Raw genomic sequence first — 15,535 nt, 5'->3', positions numbered from 1 at the left:
TATCATGTGCGCGCCATCCATTTGCGGTGCGTATGGATAGACATCAGAATGCCGAAACCCACCAGCAAGGTGATCAAGGAGGTGCCGCCGTAGCTGATTAACGGCAGGGGCACACCGACGACCGGCAGCAACCCGCTGACCATGCCGATATTAACGAATACGTAGACAAAAAACGTCAAGGTGATGCTGCCCGCCAGCAACTTGCTGAAACTTTCCTGGGCGTGGTGGGTAATGTACAGACCCCGGGCGACGATCAGCAGATAAACCATTATCAGCAGCGCCACGCCCACCAGCCCGAACTCCTCGGCCAATACCGCGATGATGAAGTCGGTATGCCCCTCCGGCAGGAAGTCCAGGTGCGACTGGGTGCCCTGCAGCCAGCCCTTGCCGAACACGCCGCCCGAGCCGATGGCTGCCTTGGACTGGATGATGTTCCAGCCCGCGCCCAGGGGATCGCTTTCCGGATTGAGGAAGGTCAACACCCGCCGCTTCTGGTAGCTGTGCATGACAAAGAACCACATCGCCGCTGCTGCGGGGCCCAGCAGCGCCAGCGCGCCGATGATGTAGCGCCAGCGCAGGCCGGCCAGCAGCAAGCCAAAGATGCCCGAGGCTCCGATCAGCAGGGTAGTGCCCAGGTCGGGCTGCTTGAGGATCAGCACCAGCGGTACCAGGATGATCAGCAGACACACGCACACATGCTTGAAACGCGGCGGTATTTCCCGGCGGCCCAGGTACCAGGCCACGCTCATGGGCATCACCAGCTTCATGATTTCTGATGGCTGGAAGGTAACCAACCCCGGGATCCGGATCCAGCGCTGCGCCCCCTTCGCCTCGGTGCCAATCACCAACACCGCCACCAGCAGCAATACGGAGACCACATAGGCCGGCGGCAACCAGCGCTCCATGAAACGCGGCTGCAACTGGGCCACAAACATCATCGCCGCCAGGCCAATGGCGTAGTGCGCGCCCTGGCGGTACACCATCGCCATGCTCTTGCTACTGGCCGAATACAGCACGAAGCCCGCCACGCCGGCGAGCACAAAGATCAGCAACAGCAGCCAGGGATCGACGTGCAGGCGCAGCCACCAGGGCTCGCGGCGCAGGCCCCGGGGATCCGGCGGTGACATACTGGCCAGGGGTTTCACTGCACCTCCTCCTCAAGACTACTCTCAGCTGCGGGCTCGGATGCGGAATCGGGCTCGGGCTCCGCCTCGGGAAGCAGCCAGGCATCGAACACCGCCCGCGCAACCGGCGCCGCTACCCGGCCGCCGGACTCACCATTCTCGACCATGACGGCAACCGCGATCTGCGGATCATCCACCGGGGCAAAACCGACGAACAGCGCGTGGTCCCGGTGCCGCTCCTTCAGCGCCTCCGAGTCATAGCGCGCGCCCTGGGCAATGGCGACCACCTGGGCGGTACCGGTCTTGCCAGCCATGCGATAGGGCGCACCCTCGGCAGCGGCTCGGGAGGTGCCGCGTTCGCCATGCATCACCTCTTCCATGGTCTGGATAATGAAGTCCCAGTCGTTCGGGTTCTTCAGTACCACATCCGGTGGGGTATCTGCTTCGTCGGGTGGGACACCATCGGCATGCAGCAACATGCGCGGGCGCTTCCACACGCCGCGATTGGCGATCAGCGCCGTGGAATGCGCCAGCTGCAGCGGGGTGGTCAGCATGTAGCCCTGGCCGATCCCGGTGATCAAGGTTTCACCGGGGTACCAGGGCTGACGCCGCGAAGCACGCTTCCACTCCCGGGAGGGCATCAGCCCGGCGGTTTCCTCGAACATGTCCAGCGACACCCGGCTGCCCAGGCCGAACTGACTCATGAAGGCATGCAGGCGGTCGATGCCGAGCTTGTGCGCCAGGTCGTAGAAATAGGTGTCGTTGGACCGGGCCATCGCCAGCTTCATGTCCACCCAGCCATCACCGTAGCGGTTCCAGTTACGGTACTTGTGTTTGTTGTTGGGTAATTGATAGAAACCCGGATCGTAGACCCGCGCATTGCGGGTGGTCACGCCGTAATCCAGCCCGGCCAGGGCGACAATCTGCTTGATGGTCGAGCCGGGCGGGTACAGGCCGCGCAGCACCCGGTTGAACAGCGGCTGGTCGAGGGAGTCGCGCAGCGCGCCGTAGTCGGCGTGGCTGATGCCGGTCACGAACAGGTTGGGATCGAAACCCGGCTGACTGACAAAGGCCAGCACCCCACCGGTACTGGGCTCGATGGCCACTACCGCACCGCGGCGATTGCCCAGCGCCGCCTCGGCCACCGCCTGCAGGTCGCTGTCCAGATGCAGGGTCAGGTCCTTGCCGGACAGCGGCTCGGTACGGCTGAGCACGCGCAACACGCGGCCACGGGCGTTGGTCTCGACCTCTTCATAACCCACGGTGCCGTGCAGCAGCTCTTCATAGAAACGCTCTACCCCGGTCTTGCCGATATAGTGCGTGCCGGCATAGGCCACCGGGTCGATGCGCTCCTGCTCGCGCTCGTTGATCCGGCCGACATAGCCCACCGAGTGGGCGAAATGTTCCGCCTGCGGATAATGCCGGACAAAGCTCGCCTGCACGTCGATACCCGGCAGGCGGAACTGGTTCACGGCGATGCGGGCGATCTGCTCCTCGCTCAGGCCGAACATCACCGGCACCGCCTCGAAGGGCCGTCTAGCCTGCTGCAGGCGCCGGCGCAGTTGCTCGATGTCCTCGTCGCTCAGCTCCAGTACTTCGCGCAGCAGGGCGATGGTGGCGTCCAGATCGGTGGTGCGTTCGCGGGTGATGCTCAGGCTGAAACTGGGTCGGTTATCCGCCAGCACCAGCCCGTTCCGGTCATAGATGCGGCCGCGCGCCGGTGGGATCGGCTGCACGTGCACGCGGTTGTTCTCGGACAACGTCGTGTGGTGCTCGTACTGCACCACTTGCAGCCAGTACATGCGCGCCAGCAGGCCGCCACTCAGCAGCGCAATGAACAGCACGGCAAGAATCAGCCTGCGCTGTACTATACCTGCGTCATTGAGGTGGTCCTTGATGCGGATCGGCTTGGCCATGAATCACTTGTGATATGGGTGGCGGTTCAGGATGGTCCAGGCGCGATACAGCTGTTCGGCGAGCAGGATACGTACCAGAGGGTGGGGCAAGGTCAGCGGCGACAGCGACCAGCGCTGGTCGCTGCGGGCAGCGACTTCACTGGCCAGGCCCTCGGGGCCGCCGACCATCAGGTTCACCGTGCGTGCATCCAGGCGCCAGCTTTCCAGCTGCTCGGCCAGCGCCTCGGTGGACCACGGCCGCCCTTCGACCTCGAGCGTGACGATACGCTCGCCGGGTTGGGTGGCGGCGAGCATCTGCTCGCCCTCACGGCGAATCAGCCGGGCGACGTCCGCGTTCTTGCCGCGGGTGGCCAGGGGAATCTCCACCAGTTCCAGCGGCAGATCGGGCGGCATGCGCTTGGCATACTCCTGATACCCCTGCTCTACCCAACGCGGCATGCGGGATGCCACGCTGATCAGGCGAATACGCAAGCAGCCTTACTCCGCGGTCGGTTGCTGCTGCGCCCGACGGGATTCAGCGCTCTGCCACAGGCGCTCCAGGTCGTAGAACTCACGGGTGGCCGGCTGCATGACGTGCACCACGATGTCGCCCAGGTCCACCAGCACCCACTCGCCCCCTTCCTTGCCTTCCACCCCCAGCGGACGAACGCCGGCGGCCTTGGCCTTCTCGATGACGTTATCCGCCAGGGCACTGACCTGGCGGTTGGAGTTACCGCTGGCAATAACCATGTAATCGGTAACGCCGGTCAGCTCACGCACATCGATGCGCACGACGTCCTTGGCCTTGAGCTCGTCCAACGCGTCTTCTACTGTCTTGATCAGATCTTCAATCTGCATAATGGTGTTCAATTCCTGAGATCAGGGCTGGTACAGCCCATTGGTTTCAATATAGCCAAGCACCGAGTCGGGCAGCAGAAATCGCGGTGAGCGCCCTGCCTGGATCAGTGAGCGGATATGGGTGGCCGAAATGGCCAGCGGCGTCTGTGCCAGGCACAGGATTTCGCCATGGGTAGCTTGCAAATCATTCGGACCGCTGACGCTACGCGCCGCCAGCAGGTCCTTGAGTACTTCGGGCAGTTCCTGATCCTGCTCGGGCCGCTGTAATACCACCAGACTGGCCAGCTGCAGGAGCTCTTCCCACCGATTCCAGCTGGGCAGCCCGCTGAAGGCATCCCAGCCGACAATCAGAAACAGGGTCGCCGCAGGCCCCAGGTCGGCACGCAGGGATTCCAGCGTGTCGACGGTATAGGACGGCCGGTCGCGCCGCAGCTCGCAGTCATCGACCAGCAAGCCGGCGTCCGACGCGGTGGCCAGGCAGACCATTTCCAGCCGCTGCTGCGCACTGGCGCCGGGGCGGTCCCGGTGCGGCGGCCTGGCGTTGGGGACCAGCCGCAGCTCGTCCAGCGCCAGGTATTCACGTACTTCGACGGCGCTGCGCAAGTGTCCGAAGTGAATCGGATCAAAGGTACCGCCCAGCAGACCAACGCGGAGTGTCACTGGCGAATGTGCCCGTCGCCAAAGACCACGTACTTCTCGCTGGTCAGCCCTTCCAGGCCGACCGGGCCACGGGCGTGCAGCTTATCGGTGGAGATACCGATCTCGGCGCCCAGGCCGTATTCAAAGCCATCGGCAAAGCGGGTCGAGGCATTGACCATCACAGAGCTGGAATCCACCTCGCCGAGGAAACGGCGGGCACGGGTGAAGTCCTCGGTCACGATCGACTCGGTATGCTGCGAGCTGTAGCGGCTGATATGGTCCATGGCGTCGTCCATATCCGTCACCACCCGCACCGACAGGATCGGTGCCAGGTACTCGGTGGACCAGTCCTCCTCGCTGGCGGCAACCGCCTGGGGCAGGATGGCACAGGTCTGCGGACAACCCCGCAGCTCCACACCCTTTTCCCCGTACAGGGCCGCCATACGCGGCAGGAATTCCGCGGCAACGCCCTGGTGCACCAACAGTGTTTCCATGGCATTGCACACGCCATAGCGGTGGGTCTTGGCATTCAGGGCGATGGCCTCGGCCTTGTTCAGGTCGGCGCGGTCATCCACGTAGACGTGACAGATACCGTCCAGATGCTTGATCACCGGCACCCGGGCGTCCCGGCTGATCCGCTCGATGAGACCCTTGCCGCCACGCGGCACGATCACATCGACGAACTCGGGCATGCTGATCAGGGCGCCGACCGCCGCGCGGTCCGTGGTCTCGACCACCTGCACCACTTCCTGCGGCAGACCGGCGGCGTCCAGCCCCTGGCGGATGCACTGGGCAATGGCCCGGTTGGAGTGAATCGACTCCGAGCCGCCCCGCAGGATGCAGGCATTACCGGACTTCAGGCACAGGCTGGCGGCCTCCACGGTCACGTTCGGCCGCGACTCGTAGATGATACCGATCACCCCCAGCGGCACCCGCATACGCCCCACCTGGATACCCGACGGCAGATATTTCATGTCGCGAATGGCACCAATGGGGTCGGCCAGCGCGGCGACCTGGCGCAGCCCTTCGACCATATTGGCGATGCCGGTCGGGGTCAGTGCCAGGCGATCGATCATCGCCTCATCCAGGCCATTGTCGCGCCCGGCCTGCAGATCCAGCCCGTTGGCTTCGATCAGACTGGCGGCCGCGGCCTCGATGGCGTCGGCGGTGGCCAGCAGCGCCTTGTTCTTGACGGCGGTAGTGGCGCGGGCGATCACGCGCGAAGCCTGCCGCGCCTGACGACCCAGCACGGACATGTATTCGGTAACCTGATCAGCGCTCATATTCACCACCCTGCTGCGAGACGAAAGTGGGCATTATACCGGTGCCTCCAGACGCTGGACAGGGCGAACCTGCTATCATCGCTGTTATGTCTGCGACCAATTCTTTCCAAAGGGCACCGAGCCCTCTACCACAGGCCTTTTTCCAGCGTGACAGCCGCGAACTGGCGGTGCTGCTGCTGGGCAAGGTCATCCGTCACTACCACCAGGGGCACTGGCTGTCGGCCCGCATCATCGAGACCGAAGCCTACCTGCGCGAGGAAAAGGGCAGCCACGCCTCCCTGGGCCTGACACCCTCGCGGCGCGCCCTGTTCATGGATGCCGGGACGCTATACATGTACTACGCCCGCGGCGGCGACTCGCTGAACATCAGTGCCGCCGGCGAAGGCGACGGGGTGCTGGTCAAGTCCGGCTACCCGGTGGTCGATGACATCAGCGGCCCGGACAGCCTGGCGCTGATGCAGCAACTCAACCCGGCCGCCAGCGGCGGGGTGCGCCCGACCGAGAAACTGTGCAACGGCCAGACCTTGCTGTGCCGCTCGCTGCACCTCAAGGTCCCGGTGTGGAATGCCCAGATCCCGGACCCGGAGCGGCTGCTGATCGAAGATGACGGCTACCGGCCCCAGCAGATCATCCAGACCACCCGGCTCGGCATCCCCCTGGGGCGCGACGAGCACCTGCCCTATCGCTTCGTCGACAGCGCCTACGCCCAGTTCTGCACCCGCAACCCCTTGGGACGCACCCGCCAGGAAGGCCGCGATTATCAACTGATCGACCACGTACCCGAATGGAAAGCCTGCTGAGCGGGGAGCTGACCGCCTGGCTGGCCGACCACACCCGCTGGCTCGGGGTGGCGATCTTTCTTATTGCCCTGACCGAATCCCTGGCCGTTGCCGGCCTGGTGGTGCCGGGCGTGCTGCTGCTGTTCGCGGCGACGGCCCTGGCCGGCGGTGGTGACCTGAGTCTCTGGGGCGCGCTGGCCTGGGCCTTTGCCGGCGCGGTCTGCGGCGACCTGCTCAGCTTTGCCATGGGCCGCTGGTTCCACCAGGACATCCGCCGCCTGGGGATATTCGCCCGTCATCCGCAGTGGATCGACCGGGGCGAGGGATTCTTTCGCCGTTACGGCATCTACAGCATCATGCTCGGGCGCTTCATCGGCCCGATCCGCCCGATCATCCCCATGGTTGCCGGCATGTTCGACATGCCGACCTGGCGCTTTCTGCTGGTCAATATTGCGTCGGCGCTGGCCTGGGCGCCGGTCTACGTGCTGCCCGGCTACCTCGCCGGTAGCGCCGTGCGTTGGCCGGTGCCCGAGTCCTTCTGGCAGGAGGCGGGGATGTTGGCTGGCGGTCTGGCGCTGCTCATCCTGGCGGTATTGATGTTGCTGCGCACCCAGGAACGCTGGAGCAGCCTGGCCGCCGGCGGGCTCTGCCTGCTGGCAACGCTCTGCCTGCCATTGGCAACGCCCTGGCTGACCGTGGTCTACGGTACCCTGGACACCTGGCTGGCAAGTGCCGACTACCCCCGCCTCAATGCCCTGCGCGCTGCGGTGCAGCCCCTTGCCGGCGAGGCCCTGCTGTGGCTGTCCTACCTGCCGATACTGGGCCTGCTGTTGCTATTGCGCCACGGCTGGCAGTTGCTGTTCCTGATGATCAGCGCCCTGCTGTGCCTCGCCCTGGGGTTGCTGCCGGGCACCCACGCCACGCTGCTGGCACTGGAACTGGCCCTGGTATTCGGTGGCGTCATGCTCGCCAACCGCCAGCAATCGTTCTGGCTGCGTCTGAGCTGGGCACTTTACGTCCTCCCGGCCGGCGCCGTGCTGCTTGCCGCCTGGCTGACACTGCCCATCAGCGTACCCGCGGTACTGGGTAGCGCGTTGCAATGTGCCTGCGCGGTACTGCTCGGCATCTGGCTGGTGGAGCGCGGCGCGCCCCTGCCCGCCCTGCCCCGCCCCTGGTCGATCCTGCTGCCCGCCTGGCCGGCGCTGGCGGGCCTGCTGCTGTGGCTCGGCTTCTGATGGCGCATAGCCCGGCGCGCCGGTAGCGGCATTCAGCAAACCAATGACACCGCCGATGGATTGACCCCTGCGCCGCGCTCTTGCCACCATGGCTCACCCATCGCTGCTTGCCAGCGAGCCACAATAATTGCATGGAGAACGCCATGACCGCCGTAGCCGTATCCGAACTGACCTCCTTTATCGGTAAAGACCTGGGCCATTCCGAGTGGCTGCTGATCGACCAGCAGCGCGTCAACCAGTTCGCCGAATGCACCGGGGATCACCAGTTCATCCATATCAATGAAGAAAAGGCCAAGCAGACCCCCTTCGGCGGCACCATCGCCCACGGCTTCCTGTCCCTGTCGCTGATCCCTGCCCTGTCTGCCGGCCTGGCCATGCGCCCGGAAGGCCTGAAGATGGCGGTCAACTACGGCCTGGACAGCGTGCGCTTTATCCAGCCGGTCCGCGTCGGCTCCCGGGTGCGCATGCAGTTGACTGTTATCGATGTGACCGAGAAGAACCCCGGCCAGTGGCTGGTCAAATCCCGCGCCACGCTGGAGATCGAAGGTAGCGAGAAGCCTGCGTATATTGCTGAGACATTGGCGTTGTATTTTGTCTGACAAGCGCCGGCCTTTCTGAAGTTACTCTTCTATCTCGCCGGGGCTCGGTTTTGGGAGGTGTAGCGCACCCGCGCTATACCTCATGATCAGTAGCAAACACAGCCTCACCCTCACTATTGCGCTGAACCCGCACCAAGAGCCCCGGCCCTTGCGCCAACCGACAGCAACCAAGCATAGGCTGCTGCATCGTCCATCGAGCTAGTGCTCGACGCCCCCCAGCAAACCGCTGTTTACCCAGGCCGCAGCGCATGCGAAAGGCGGCCCGGGCGCGCTTCCCTGGGACTCGAACACCAGATCGTACCCGGCCTCTCCTCACCAGGGATGCAATTCCCCATTCCACTTGAAGAAGCTGCCGCTGGTGTCCAGCGTCAGGTTGGCGGCGACGGCCTGGATGCCGGCGGCGCTTTCCTGGGGGGTGATCTCGGCGTTGGGGCCGCCCATGTCGGTTTGTACGTAACCGGGATGCACAGTGGCTATGCTAACGCCCTGGTCCTTGAGGTCGATGGCCAGGCTCAGCATCAGCCGATTGACCGCCGCCTTGGTGGCGCCGTAGACATACATGCCACCGTACGGCCAGGTGGAGGCGCCGATCTGGCTGCTGACCGTCAGCGCCTTGCCCTTGGCGGCGGTGAGGTTGGGCAGCAATGCCTGCACCAGCCGGAACGGGCCGATGGTCATGACTTCAAAGGCTTCGCGCCAGGCGGCAAAGTCCGCTTCGGTAAAGGGTGCGCTGGTCAGTTTATCGGCCCTGCCTCCGACGATCCCCGCCACGTTCAGCAGCACATCGACAGGAGTGTCGCCCAGGGCCTGGGGGATAGCGTCGATCGAGTTGCCGTCGGCCATGTCGATCTGATGCAGCGTCAGCCGACCGGCAGCGCTGGTGGCGATCTGGTTGAGCTCGGTGGCCTGGTCCGGGCGACGGCAGAGGGCGTAGACCCGGTCGCCGTCGGCCACATAGTTTCTGACCAGGGCAAGTCCGATGCCGCGGTTGGCGCCGGTGATGACGATATTGGCCATGTTCTGATTCCTCGTTGGGTAGCTTGATCAGTCGAGGATGCCAGAGGTCCGGGCAGGTAGCCAGGCAGCGGAGGTCTGCGGGGGCCAGACCCCGTTGCGCCCTACTCGCCCCAGCGCTTGAGCAGCGCCTGCTCGATCCCCAGCTGGTTGAGTATCCGCGCCACCACGAAATCCACCAGGTCGTCGATGCTCTTGGGCTGATGATAGAAACCCGGGCTGGCGGGCAGGATCACCGCGCCCATGCGGCTGAGGGTGAGCATGTTTTCCAGATGGATGGTGGAATAGGGACTTTCCCGGGGTACCAGGATCAGTTGCCGGCGCTCCTTGAGGGCGACATCCGCCGCGCGCTCGATCAGGTTGTTGCTGGCCCCGGTAGCGATCGCCGATAGCGTGCCGGTGCTGCAGGGGCAGACGACCATGGCCGAGGGCGCGCCGGAGCCGGAGGCGACCGGGGACATCCAGTCCTGCTTGCCGTAGACGCGGATCTGTCCGGGCCGGGCCTGGTAGCGCTCGGTGAGAAACTGCTCCAGCGCCTGGGGCTTGGGTGGCAGTTGCAGCTCGGTTTCGGTGGCGACCACCAGTTGCGCCGCCTGGGAGATCAGGAACAGCACCTGCACCTCGGCCTGCACCAGACACTCCAGCAGGCGCAGGGCATATTGCGCGCCGGAGGCGCCGGTCACCGCCAGGGTGACGCGCCGCTCAGCCATGTTTCGCCTCCAGCGTCTGCTTCATCTTCTGATGGATGCCGCCGAAGCCGCCGTTGCTCATGATCACGATGCGGGCGCCCGGCTCGGCCTGGGCTACCACCTGATCGATGATGGCATCGATATCGGTCATCACCGTCGCCGGCACCGGGCTCTGCGCCACCACCGAATCCAACGACCAGTCCAATCCGGGCGGCTGGTACCAGATCACCTCGCTGGCGTCCTTGACGCTGGCGGGCAAGGCGGCCATATGGCTGCCCAGGCGCATGGTATTGGAGCGCGGCTCGATGATCGCGATCAGCCGCTCGCCGCCAATCTGCGCCCGCAGCCCGGCCAGGGTGGTGGCGATGGCTGTGGGGTGGTGGGCGAAATCGTCATAGAGGGTGATGTCATTGATCTCGATGAGTTTTTCCATCCGCCGCTTGGGACTGGCAAAGCCGGCGAGCGCGGCGATGCCCTGCTCCGGCGTGACGCCTACATGGCGCGCTGCGGCCAGGGCGGTCAGCGCGTTGGCCACGCTGTGGGCGCCGGTCTGCTGCCAGTCGGCGACGCCCTGCAGCTGGCCATCAAGCCAGACCTCGAAGCGGGAACCGTCCTCGGCTAGCAGCCGTGCCTGCCAGTTGCCGCCCTCCCCCGTGGTCTGCGCAGGCGTCCAGCAACCCATGTCGATGACTCGCTGCAGTGCCTGTTCCTGCTGCGGGTAAATCACCAGACCGCTGGCCGGCACGGTGCGCACCAGGTGATGGAATTGCCGTTCGATGGCGGCCAGGTCGGGGAAGATATCCGCGTGGTCGAATTCCAGGTTATTGAGGATGGCAGTACGCGGGCGGTAGTGGACGAACTTGGAGCGCTTGTCGAAGAAGGCGCTGTCGTACTCATCCGCTTCGACCACGAAGAACGGTGTGCCGCCCAGGCGGGCGGAGATGCCGAAGTTCTGCGGCACGCCGCCGATCAGGAAGCCCGGTGCCATGCCGGCATCCTCGAGGATCCAGGCCAGCAGGCTCGAGGTGGTGGTCTTGCCATGGGTGCCGGCCACTGCCAGCACCCAGCGCTCCTGCAACACGTGCTCGGCAAGCCACTGCGGGCCGGAGGTATAGGGAATGCCCTTGTCCAGCACATATTCCACCGCCGGGTTACCCCGGGTCATGGCGTTGCCGATGATCACCAGATCCGGCGCGGGCTGCAGGTGGGCCGGGTCGTAGCCTTCCAGCAGCTGGATGCCTTGGGCCTGGAGCTGGGTGCTCATCGGCGGATAGACGTTGGCGTCGGAGCCGCTGACCTGGTGGCCGAGATCACGCGCGAGCAGGGCCAGCGAACCCATGAAAGTACCGCAGATACCGAGAATGTGGAGGTGCATCAGCCAACCCTGTCATCAATCCGTCAAGGCGCCGATACTACCATGCGGCTGAGTTGGGCCCCAAGGTTGGCCGGGCTGCGGTAGAGCGCCGGAAACGGAGGCGGGAGCAAGAACGGGGCTAATGGAATACACACCACTGAACAGCCAACCATGCAAAGGCTCACTCATTCGGCTATTATGCGCGCCATTCTTCACCCGACTATTGTTCTGCTGTCAGTGCAACCGTTCCGCTGGTTCGGTTGTCGTACCTGCCATCAGCTCACACATCATGGAGTCAGCATGACCGTCAAAAATGCCTTTTATGCCCAGTCAGGCGGCGTTACCGCAGTTATCAACGCTTCGGCCGCCGGCGTGATTGAAACGGCACGCCAGCATCCGGACCGGATCGGCAAAGTCTACGCAGGCCGCAACGGCATTATTGGCGCGCTCACCGAGGATCTGATCGATACCAGCCTCGAATCCGCAGAGAACATCGCCGCCCTGCGCCACACGCCGTCCGGTGCCTTCGGTTCCTGCCGCTACAAGCTCAAGAGCCTGGAAGCCAACCGCGCCGAATACGAGCGGTTGATCGAGGTGTTCAAGGCCCACGACATCGGTTACTTCTTCTATAACGGCGGTGGTGACTCCGCTGACACCTGCCTGAAGGTCTCCCAGCTGGCCGAAACCATGGGCTACCCGATCCAGGCCATCCATGTGCCGAAGACGGTCGACAACGACCTGCCGATCACCGACTGCTGCCCAGGCTTTGGCTCGGTGGCCAAGTACGTGGCCACGTCCATTCGTGAAGCCGGCTACGATGTGGCCTCCATGTCCGCTACCTCGACCAAGGTGTTCATCCTGGAAGTCATGGGTCGCCACGCTGGCTGGATCACCGCCGCCTGCGGCCTGGCCAGCGAAGCCGAAGGCGAAGCGCCGCACATCCTGCTGTTCCCCGAAGTCGAGTTCGATGAAGCCGCCTTCCTCGCCCGCGTTGACGAGTGCGTGAAGACCCACGGCTACTGCGTTATCGGGGTATCCGAGGGCATCAAGAACAAGGACGGCAAATTCCTGTCCGAATCCGGCCTGACCGACGCCTTCGGCCACGCCCAGCTGGGCGGCGTGGCGCCGACCATCGCCAACCTGGTGCGTGACAAGCTTGGCTACAAGTACCACTGGGCCGTGGCTGACTACCTGCAGCGCGCTGCGCGCCACATCGCCTCCAAGGTCGACGTCGAGCAGGCCTACGCCCTGGGCCAGGCCGCGGTACACATTGCCCTGGAAGGCAAGAACGCCATCATGCCGGCGATCCGCCGCCTGGAAGCTGCCCCCTACCGCTGGGACATCATCGAAGCGCCGCTGAGCGAAGTGGCCAACGTCGAGAAGTTCATGCCCCGCGACTTCATCACCGAAGACGGCTTCCACATCACCGAGGCCTGCCGCGAGTATCTGTCGCCGCTGATCCAGGGTGAGGATATCCCGCCGTTCAAGAATGGTCTGCCCGATTACGTGCGCCTGCAGAACCTGCCGGTCGAGCGCAAACTGGCCCCGTTCAAGGTCTGAGTCGGACCGTTCGCGCTGCCCAACGGGCGGCGCGAACATGCGGATCGGCGCCGGGCAGCAGGTTTCACTTGGTAAAGATGACCCGACCGCCTATAATCTCCGCCCATATTTTTCCTGGTGTCGCCGGTAATGGCGAACACCGATAATCCCCTACAATGCCTCGCATCAGGTAACCCATGAGCTACGACCAGATCCCCGCCGGCAAAGACATCCCCAACGATATCTACGTCGCCATCGAAATCCCGGCCAACCATGCGCCCATCAAGTACGAGATCGACAAGGACAGCAACACCCTGTTCGTCGACCGTTTCATGGCGACCCCGATGTTCTACCCGGCCAACTACGGTTTCATTCCGAACACCCTGGCTGACGATGGCGATCCGCTGGACGTACTGGTAGTCACCCCGCACCCGGTTGCCCCCGGCGCGGTCATCCGCTGCCGCCCGGTTGGCGTGCTGCACATGACTGACGATGGCGGCGGCGATGCCAAGCTGGTTGCCGTACCCCATGACAAGCTGAGCGTGCTGTACCAGAACGTGAAGGAATACACCGACCTGCCTGAGCTGCTGATCCAGCAGATCCAGCACTTCTTCGAGAACTACAAGGATCTGGAAGCCGGCAAGTGGGTCAAGATCGACCGTTGGGGCAACGCTGACGAAGCCCGTGCGGAAATTGTAAAGGCAGTAAGCGCTTACCAAAAATAAGCGTTTTGCCGAATAGGAGCCCGGCCACAAGCCGGGCTTTTTTATGCCTGTCGTTCGGCTGAAATTCGCAGGTTACAAGCGCAGACTTTTCTGGCAGTCTAGGTCCCAATGATGACGTGAGGGGCGCCACTGGCGGACCCCACGGGTCAGGGTGATATCGGGAGAGACTGCCGGCCACGCGCCGCAGCGCCGAAGGAGCAACCGCCCCGGAAACTCTCAGGCAAACGGACCGCTATCACCAGTGAACTCTGAAGAGCCGCCCGCGATCGTCACCGGGCGCACCGAAGGAGCAAGCGGGCCCCATGGCGCCCGTGAATCTCTCAGGTCCAGGACAGAGGGGGCGTTCGTCGTGCATTGGTGCGCGCGGGCTTGAATCCCCTGACGTTTCTGGAGCTACAACAATGAAAACAATCGCTGTCATCGGTGGCGGGATCACCGGCATCACTACCGCCTACGCCCTGGCCAAACGCGGCTTTTCGGTCACCCTCCTCGAGAAGCACCGCTACGCCGCCATGGAAACCTCCTTCGCCAACGGCGGCCAGCTATCGGCGTCCAATGCCGAGGTGTGGAACCATCGCTCGACCATCATCAAAGGGCTGAAGTGGATGCTCAAGAGTGATGCGCCCTTGCTGGTCAACCCCAAACCCAGCTGGCACAAGCTCTCCTGGTTCGCCGAATTCATTGCCGCCATTCCTGCCTACGACCGCAATACCATCGAAACCGCACGCCTGGCCATCGCCGCCCGTGAGCATCTGTTCTCCTGGGCCGAGGCGGAAGGTATCGATTTCGACCTGAAGAAAAAGGGCATCCTGCATATCTACCGGAACAAGGCCGGTTTCGACCATGCCGGCCGGGTGTCCCAGCTGCTCGCCCAGGGCGGCCTGCCCCGCCGCAGCGTGACGCTGGAAGAAATGCGCGCCATCGAGCCGACCCTGGCCGGCCAGTACTACGGCGGCTACTACACCGAATGCGACTCCACCGGCGACATCCACAAGTTCACCAACGGGCTGGCTGACGCCATCGATCGCCTGGGCGTGCGCTGCCTGTATAACCAGGACGTGAAAGCGGTCGCCTCCGACGGCAAGCGCGCCAGCGTTACCGTTACCACCGGCGGCACGGCCGGGGACGAGACCCAGCACTTTGATGGCGTGGTGGTGTGTGCCGGGACGGCCAGCCGCGACCTGGCCAGGCAGCTGGGAGACCGGGTGAACATCTACCCGGTCAAGGGCTACTCCATCACCGTCAACCTTACCGACGAACTCAGCCGCGCGTCGGCGCCCAACGTCAGCCTGCTCGACGACGAGACCAAACTGGTCAGCAGCCGCCTGGGCAATGATCGCTTCCGGGTCGCCGGCACCGCCGAGTTCAATGGCTACAACCGCGACATTCGCGCCGACCGTATCCGCCCGCTGGTGGAATGGGTGAACGAGTGCTTCCCCGGCGTCAACACCCGCAGCGTGGTGCCCTGGGCGGGCCTGCGGCCGATGATGCCGAACATGATGCCCAAGGTCGGGCGCGGCAAATCGCCCTGCGTGTTCTACAACACCGGCCACGGCCACCTGGGTTGGACCCTGAGCGCCGTCACCGCGGACATGATCGGCGGCGTTGTCGAGCAGGCGCTGGGAAGTAACGCCAGGGTTGCTGCCGCACAGCCGAGCTACGCCTGAGTGACGGCGGCAGCGGGGCCAGACACGGCCCCGCTGGGACGCGAATGGAGTAAGCGCAGCCGGCTGCGCAGCGGATAACGTATCCATTGAAGGCCAACCATGGCGCCCTGCCCCGGTCTTGCCTACAATCTGCGC

The 15,535-nt window shown here is 64.3% G+C and carries 15 protein-coding genes and 2 riboswitches; of the genes, 6 read left to right on the top strand and 9 right to left on the bottom strand.

Annotated features, from left to right (window positions below; genetic code table 11):
• Nucleotides 1-2 precede the first annotated feature (2 nt).
• Genes rodA through VG99_RS12615 form a run of 6 tightly spaced genes read right to left on the bottom strand, consistent with a single transcriptional unit; the run spans nucleotide 3 to nucleotide 5,799 of the window.
• Complete coding sequence (gene rodA / locus VG99_RS12640; RefSeq protein ID WP_044501642.1) at nucleotides 3-1,127, bottom strand: rod shape-determining protein RodA; 1,125 nt, start codon at nucleotides 1,125-1,127, stop codon at nucleotides 3-5.
• Between the two features lie 14 nt (nucleotides 1,128-1,141).
• Complete coding sequence (mrdA, locus tag VG99_RS12635) at nucleotides 1,142-3,040, bottom strand: penicillin-binding protein 2 (RefSeq protein ID WP_044500441.1); 1,899 nt, start codon at nucleotides 3,038-3,040, stop codon at nucleotides 1,142-1,144.
• 3 nt (nucleotides 3,041-3,043) lie between these two features.
• Entirely contained in the window at nucleotides 3,044-3,511 is a 468-nt protein-coding gene (gene rlmH / locus VG99_RS12630) for a 23S rRNA (pseudouridine(1915)-N(3))-methyltransferase RlmH (protein ID WP_044500439.1), read from the bottom strand.
• Between the two features lie 6 nt (nucleotides 3,512-3,517).
• The gene (gene rsfS, locus VG99_RS12625) at nucleotides 3,518-3,877 is read right to left on the bottom strand and encodes a ribosome silencing factor (protein ID WP_044500437.1); all 360 of its coding nucleotides are present in this window, start codon (nucleotides 3,875-3,877) and stop codon (nucleotides 3,518-3,520) included.
• A 21-nt stretch (nucleotides 3,878-3,898) separates the two neighbouring features.
• Nucleotides 3,899-4,537, bottom strand: a complete 639-nt coding sequence (gene nadD, locus VG99_RS12620; protein WP_044500435.1) for a nicotinate-nucleotide adenylyltransferase — start codon at nucleotides 4,535-4,537, stop codon at nucleotides 3,899-3,901.
• A complete protein-coding gene (locus tag VG99_RS12615) occupies nucleotides 4,534-5,799 on the bottom strand; it encodes a glutamate-5-semialdehyde dehydrogenase (protein WP_044500433.1) in 1,266 nt (421 codons plus the stop codon). Before VG99_RS12615 ends, nadD begins: the two co-directional genes overlap by 4 nt.
• A gap of 86 nt (nucleotides 5,800-5,885) precedes the next feature.
• Here VG99_RS12615 and VG99_RS12610 point away from each other — a divergent pair, with 86 nt between their 5' ends.
• The 3 genes from VG99_RS12610 (at nucleotide 5,886) to VG99_RS12600 (ending at nucleotide 8,412) form a co-directional block, all read left to right on the top strand.
• Nucleotides 5,886-6,599, top strand: a complete 714-nt coding sequence (locus VG99_RS12610) for a DNA-3-methyladenine glycosylase (RefSeq protein WP_044500431.1) — start codon at nucleotides 5,886-5,888, stop codon at nucleotides 6,597-6,599.
• Nucleotides 6,584-7,813, top strand: coding sequence for a DedA family protein (locus VG99_RS12605; RefSeq protein WP_044500429.1), 1,230 nt, complete (start codon nucleotides 6,584-6,586; stop codon nucleotides 7,811-7,813). Before VG99_RS12610 ends, VG99_RS12605 begins: the two co-directional genes overlap by 16 nt.
• A gap of 143 nt (nucleotides 7,814-7,956) precedes the next feature.
• The gene (locus VG99_RS12600; RefSeq protein ID WP_044500427.1) at nucleotides 7,957-8,412 is read left to right on the top strand and encodes a MaoC family dehydratase; all 456 of its coding nucleotides are present in this window, start codon (nucleotides 7,957-7,959) and stop codon (nucleotides 8,410-8,412) included.
• A 312-nt stretch (nucleotides 8,413-8,724) separates the two neighbouring features.
• Here the strand turns inward: VG99_RS12600 and VG99_RS12595 are convergent, their stop codons facing one another.
• The 3 genes from VG99_RS12595 to mpl all read right to left on the bottom strand — a co-directional run bounded on the left by VG99_RS12595 (nucleotide 8,725) and on the right by mpl (nucleotide 11,490).
• Entirely contained in the window at nucleotides 8,725-9,429 is a 705-nt protein-coding gene (locus tag VG99_RS12595; RefSeq protein WP_044500425.1) for an SDR family oxidoreductase, read from the bottom strand.
• Nucleotides 9,430-9,530: 101 nt separating this feature from the next.
• The gene (locus VG99_RS12590) at nucleotides 9,531-10,136 is read right to left on the bottom strand and encodes a flavin prenyltransferase UbiX (protein WP_044500422.1); all 606 of its coding nucleotides are present in this window, start codon (nucleotides 10,134-10,136) and stop codon (nucleotides 9,531-9,533) included.
• Nucleotides 10,129-11,490, bottom strand: coding sequence for a UDP-N-acetylmuramate:L-alanyl-gamma-D-glutamyl-meso-diaminopimelate ligase (gene mpl / locus VG99_RS12585; RefSeq protein ID WP_044500420.1), 1,362 nt, complete (start codon nucleotides 11,488-11,490; stop codon nucleotides 10,129-10,131). Before mpl ends, VG99_RS12590 begins: the two co-directional genes overlap by 8 nt.
• Nucleotides 11,491-11,769: 279 nt before the next feature.
• Here mpl and VG99_RS12580 point away from each other — a divergent pair, with 279 nt between their 5' ends.
• The 3 genes from VG99_RS12580 (at nucleotide 11,770) to VG99_RS12570 (ending at nucleotide 15,400) form a co-directional block, all read left to right on the top strand.
• The gene (locus VG99_RS12580; RefSeq protein ID WP_044500418.1) at nucleotides 11,770-13,029 is read left to right on the top strand and encodes a 6-phosphofructokinase; all 1,260 of its coding nucleotides are present in this window, start codon (nucleotides 11,770-11,772) and stop codon (nucleotides 13,027-13,029) included.
• Between the two features lie 176 nt (nucleotides 13,030-13,205).
• Nucleotides 13,206-13,733: an inorganic diphosphatase gene (ppa, locus tag VG99_RS12575; protein ID WP_044500416.1), complete on the top strand. Its 528-nt coding sequence runs from the start codon at nucleotides 13,206-13,208 to the stop codon at nucleotides 13,731-13,733.
• Nucleotides 13,734-13,881: 148 nt separating this feature from the next.
• Nucleotides 13,882-13,975, top strand: a riboswitch (glycine riboswitch).
• A 4-nt stretch (nucleotides 13,976-13,979) separates the two neighbouring features.
• Nucleotides 13,980-14,070, top strand: a riboswitch (glycine riboswitch).
• A gap of 64 nt (nucleotides 14,071-14,134) precedes the next feature.
• On the top strand, nucleotides 14,135-15,400 hold the full coding sequence (locus VG99_RS12570) for a D-amino acid dehydrogenase (RefSeq protein WP_044500415.1): 1,266 nt from the start codon (nucleotides 14,135-14,137) through the stop codon (nucleotides 15,398-15,400).
• Nucleotides 15,401-15,535: the final 135 nt, after the last annotated feature.

It is taken from the genome of Pseudomonas saudimassiliensis (assembly GCF_000939975.1).
Lineage (GTDB): Bacteria > Pseudomonadota > Gammaproteobacteria > Pseudomonadales > Pseudomonadaceae > Halopseudomonas > Halopseudomonas saudimassiliensis.
Note: the sequence above shows the minus strand (reverse complement) of the source record. Positions and strands in the feature narration are given on the sequence as shown.

What these genes read in the sequence shown, in the direction of transcription:
- mrdA (WP_044500441.1), bottom strand. Translation starts at nt 3,040, where the DNA reads ATGGCCAAGCCGATCCGCATCAAGGACCACCTCAATGACGCAGGTATA.
- VG99_RS12580 (WP_044500418.1), top strand. Translation starts at nt 11,770, where the DNA reads ATGACCGTCAAAAATGCCTTTTATGCCCAGTCAGGCGGCGTTACCGCA.
- VG99_RS12570 (WP_044500415.1), top strand. Translation starts at nt 14,135, where the DNA reads ATGAAAACAATCGCTGTCATCGGTGGCGGGATCACCGGCATCACTACC.
- VG99_RS12610 (WP_044500431.1), top strand. Translation starts at nt 5,886, where the DNA reads ATGTCTGCGACCAATTCTTTCCAAAGGGCACCGAGCCCTCTACCACAG.
- VG99_RS12615 (WP_044500433.1), bottom strand. Translation starts at nt 5,799, where the DNA reads ATGAGCGCTGATCAGGTTACCGAATACATGTCCGTGCTGGGTCGTCAG.
- rodA (WP_044501642.1), bottom strand. Translation starts at nt 1,127, where the DNA reads ATGTCACCGCCGGATCCCCGGGGCCTGCGCCGCGAGCCCTGGTGGCTG.
- VG99_RS12590 (WP_044500422.1), bottom strand. Translation starts at nt 10,136, where the DNA reads ATGGCTGAGCGGCGCGTCACCCTGGCGGTGACCGGCGCCTCCGGCGCG.
- rsfS (WP_044500437.1), bottom strand. Translation starts at nt 3,877, where the DNA reads ATGCAGATTGAAGATCTGATCAAGACAGTAGAAGACGCGTTGGACGAG.
- VG99_RS12595 (WP_044500425.1), bottom strand. Translation starts at nt 9,429, where the DNA reads ATGGCCAATATCGTCATCACCGGCGCCAACCGCGGCATCGGACTTGCC.
- ppa (WP_044500416.1), top strand. Translation starts at nt 13,206, where the DNA reads ATGAGCTACGACCAGATCCCCGCCGGCAAAGACATCCCCAACGATATC.
- VG99_RS12605 (WP_044500429.1), top strand. Translation starts at nt 6,584, where the DNA reads ATGGAAAGCCTGCTGAGCGGGGAGCTGACCGCCTGGCTGGCCGACCAC.
- VG99_RS12600 (WP_044500427.1), top strand. Translation starts at nt 7,957, where the DNA reads ATGACCGCCGTAGCCGTATCCGAACTGACCTCCTTTATCGGTAAAGAC.
- mpl (WP_044500420.1), bottom strand. Translation starts at nt 11,490, where the DNA reads ATGCACCTCCACATTCTCGGTATCTGCGGTACTTTCATGGGTTCGCTG.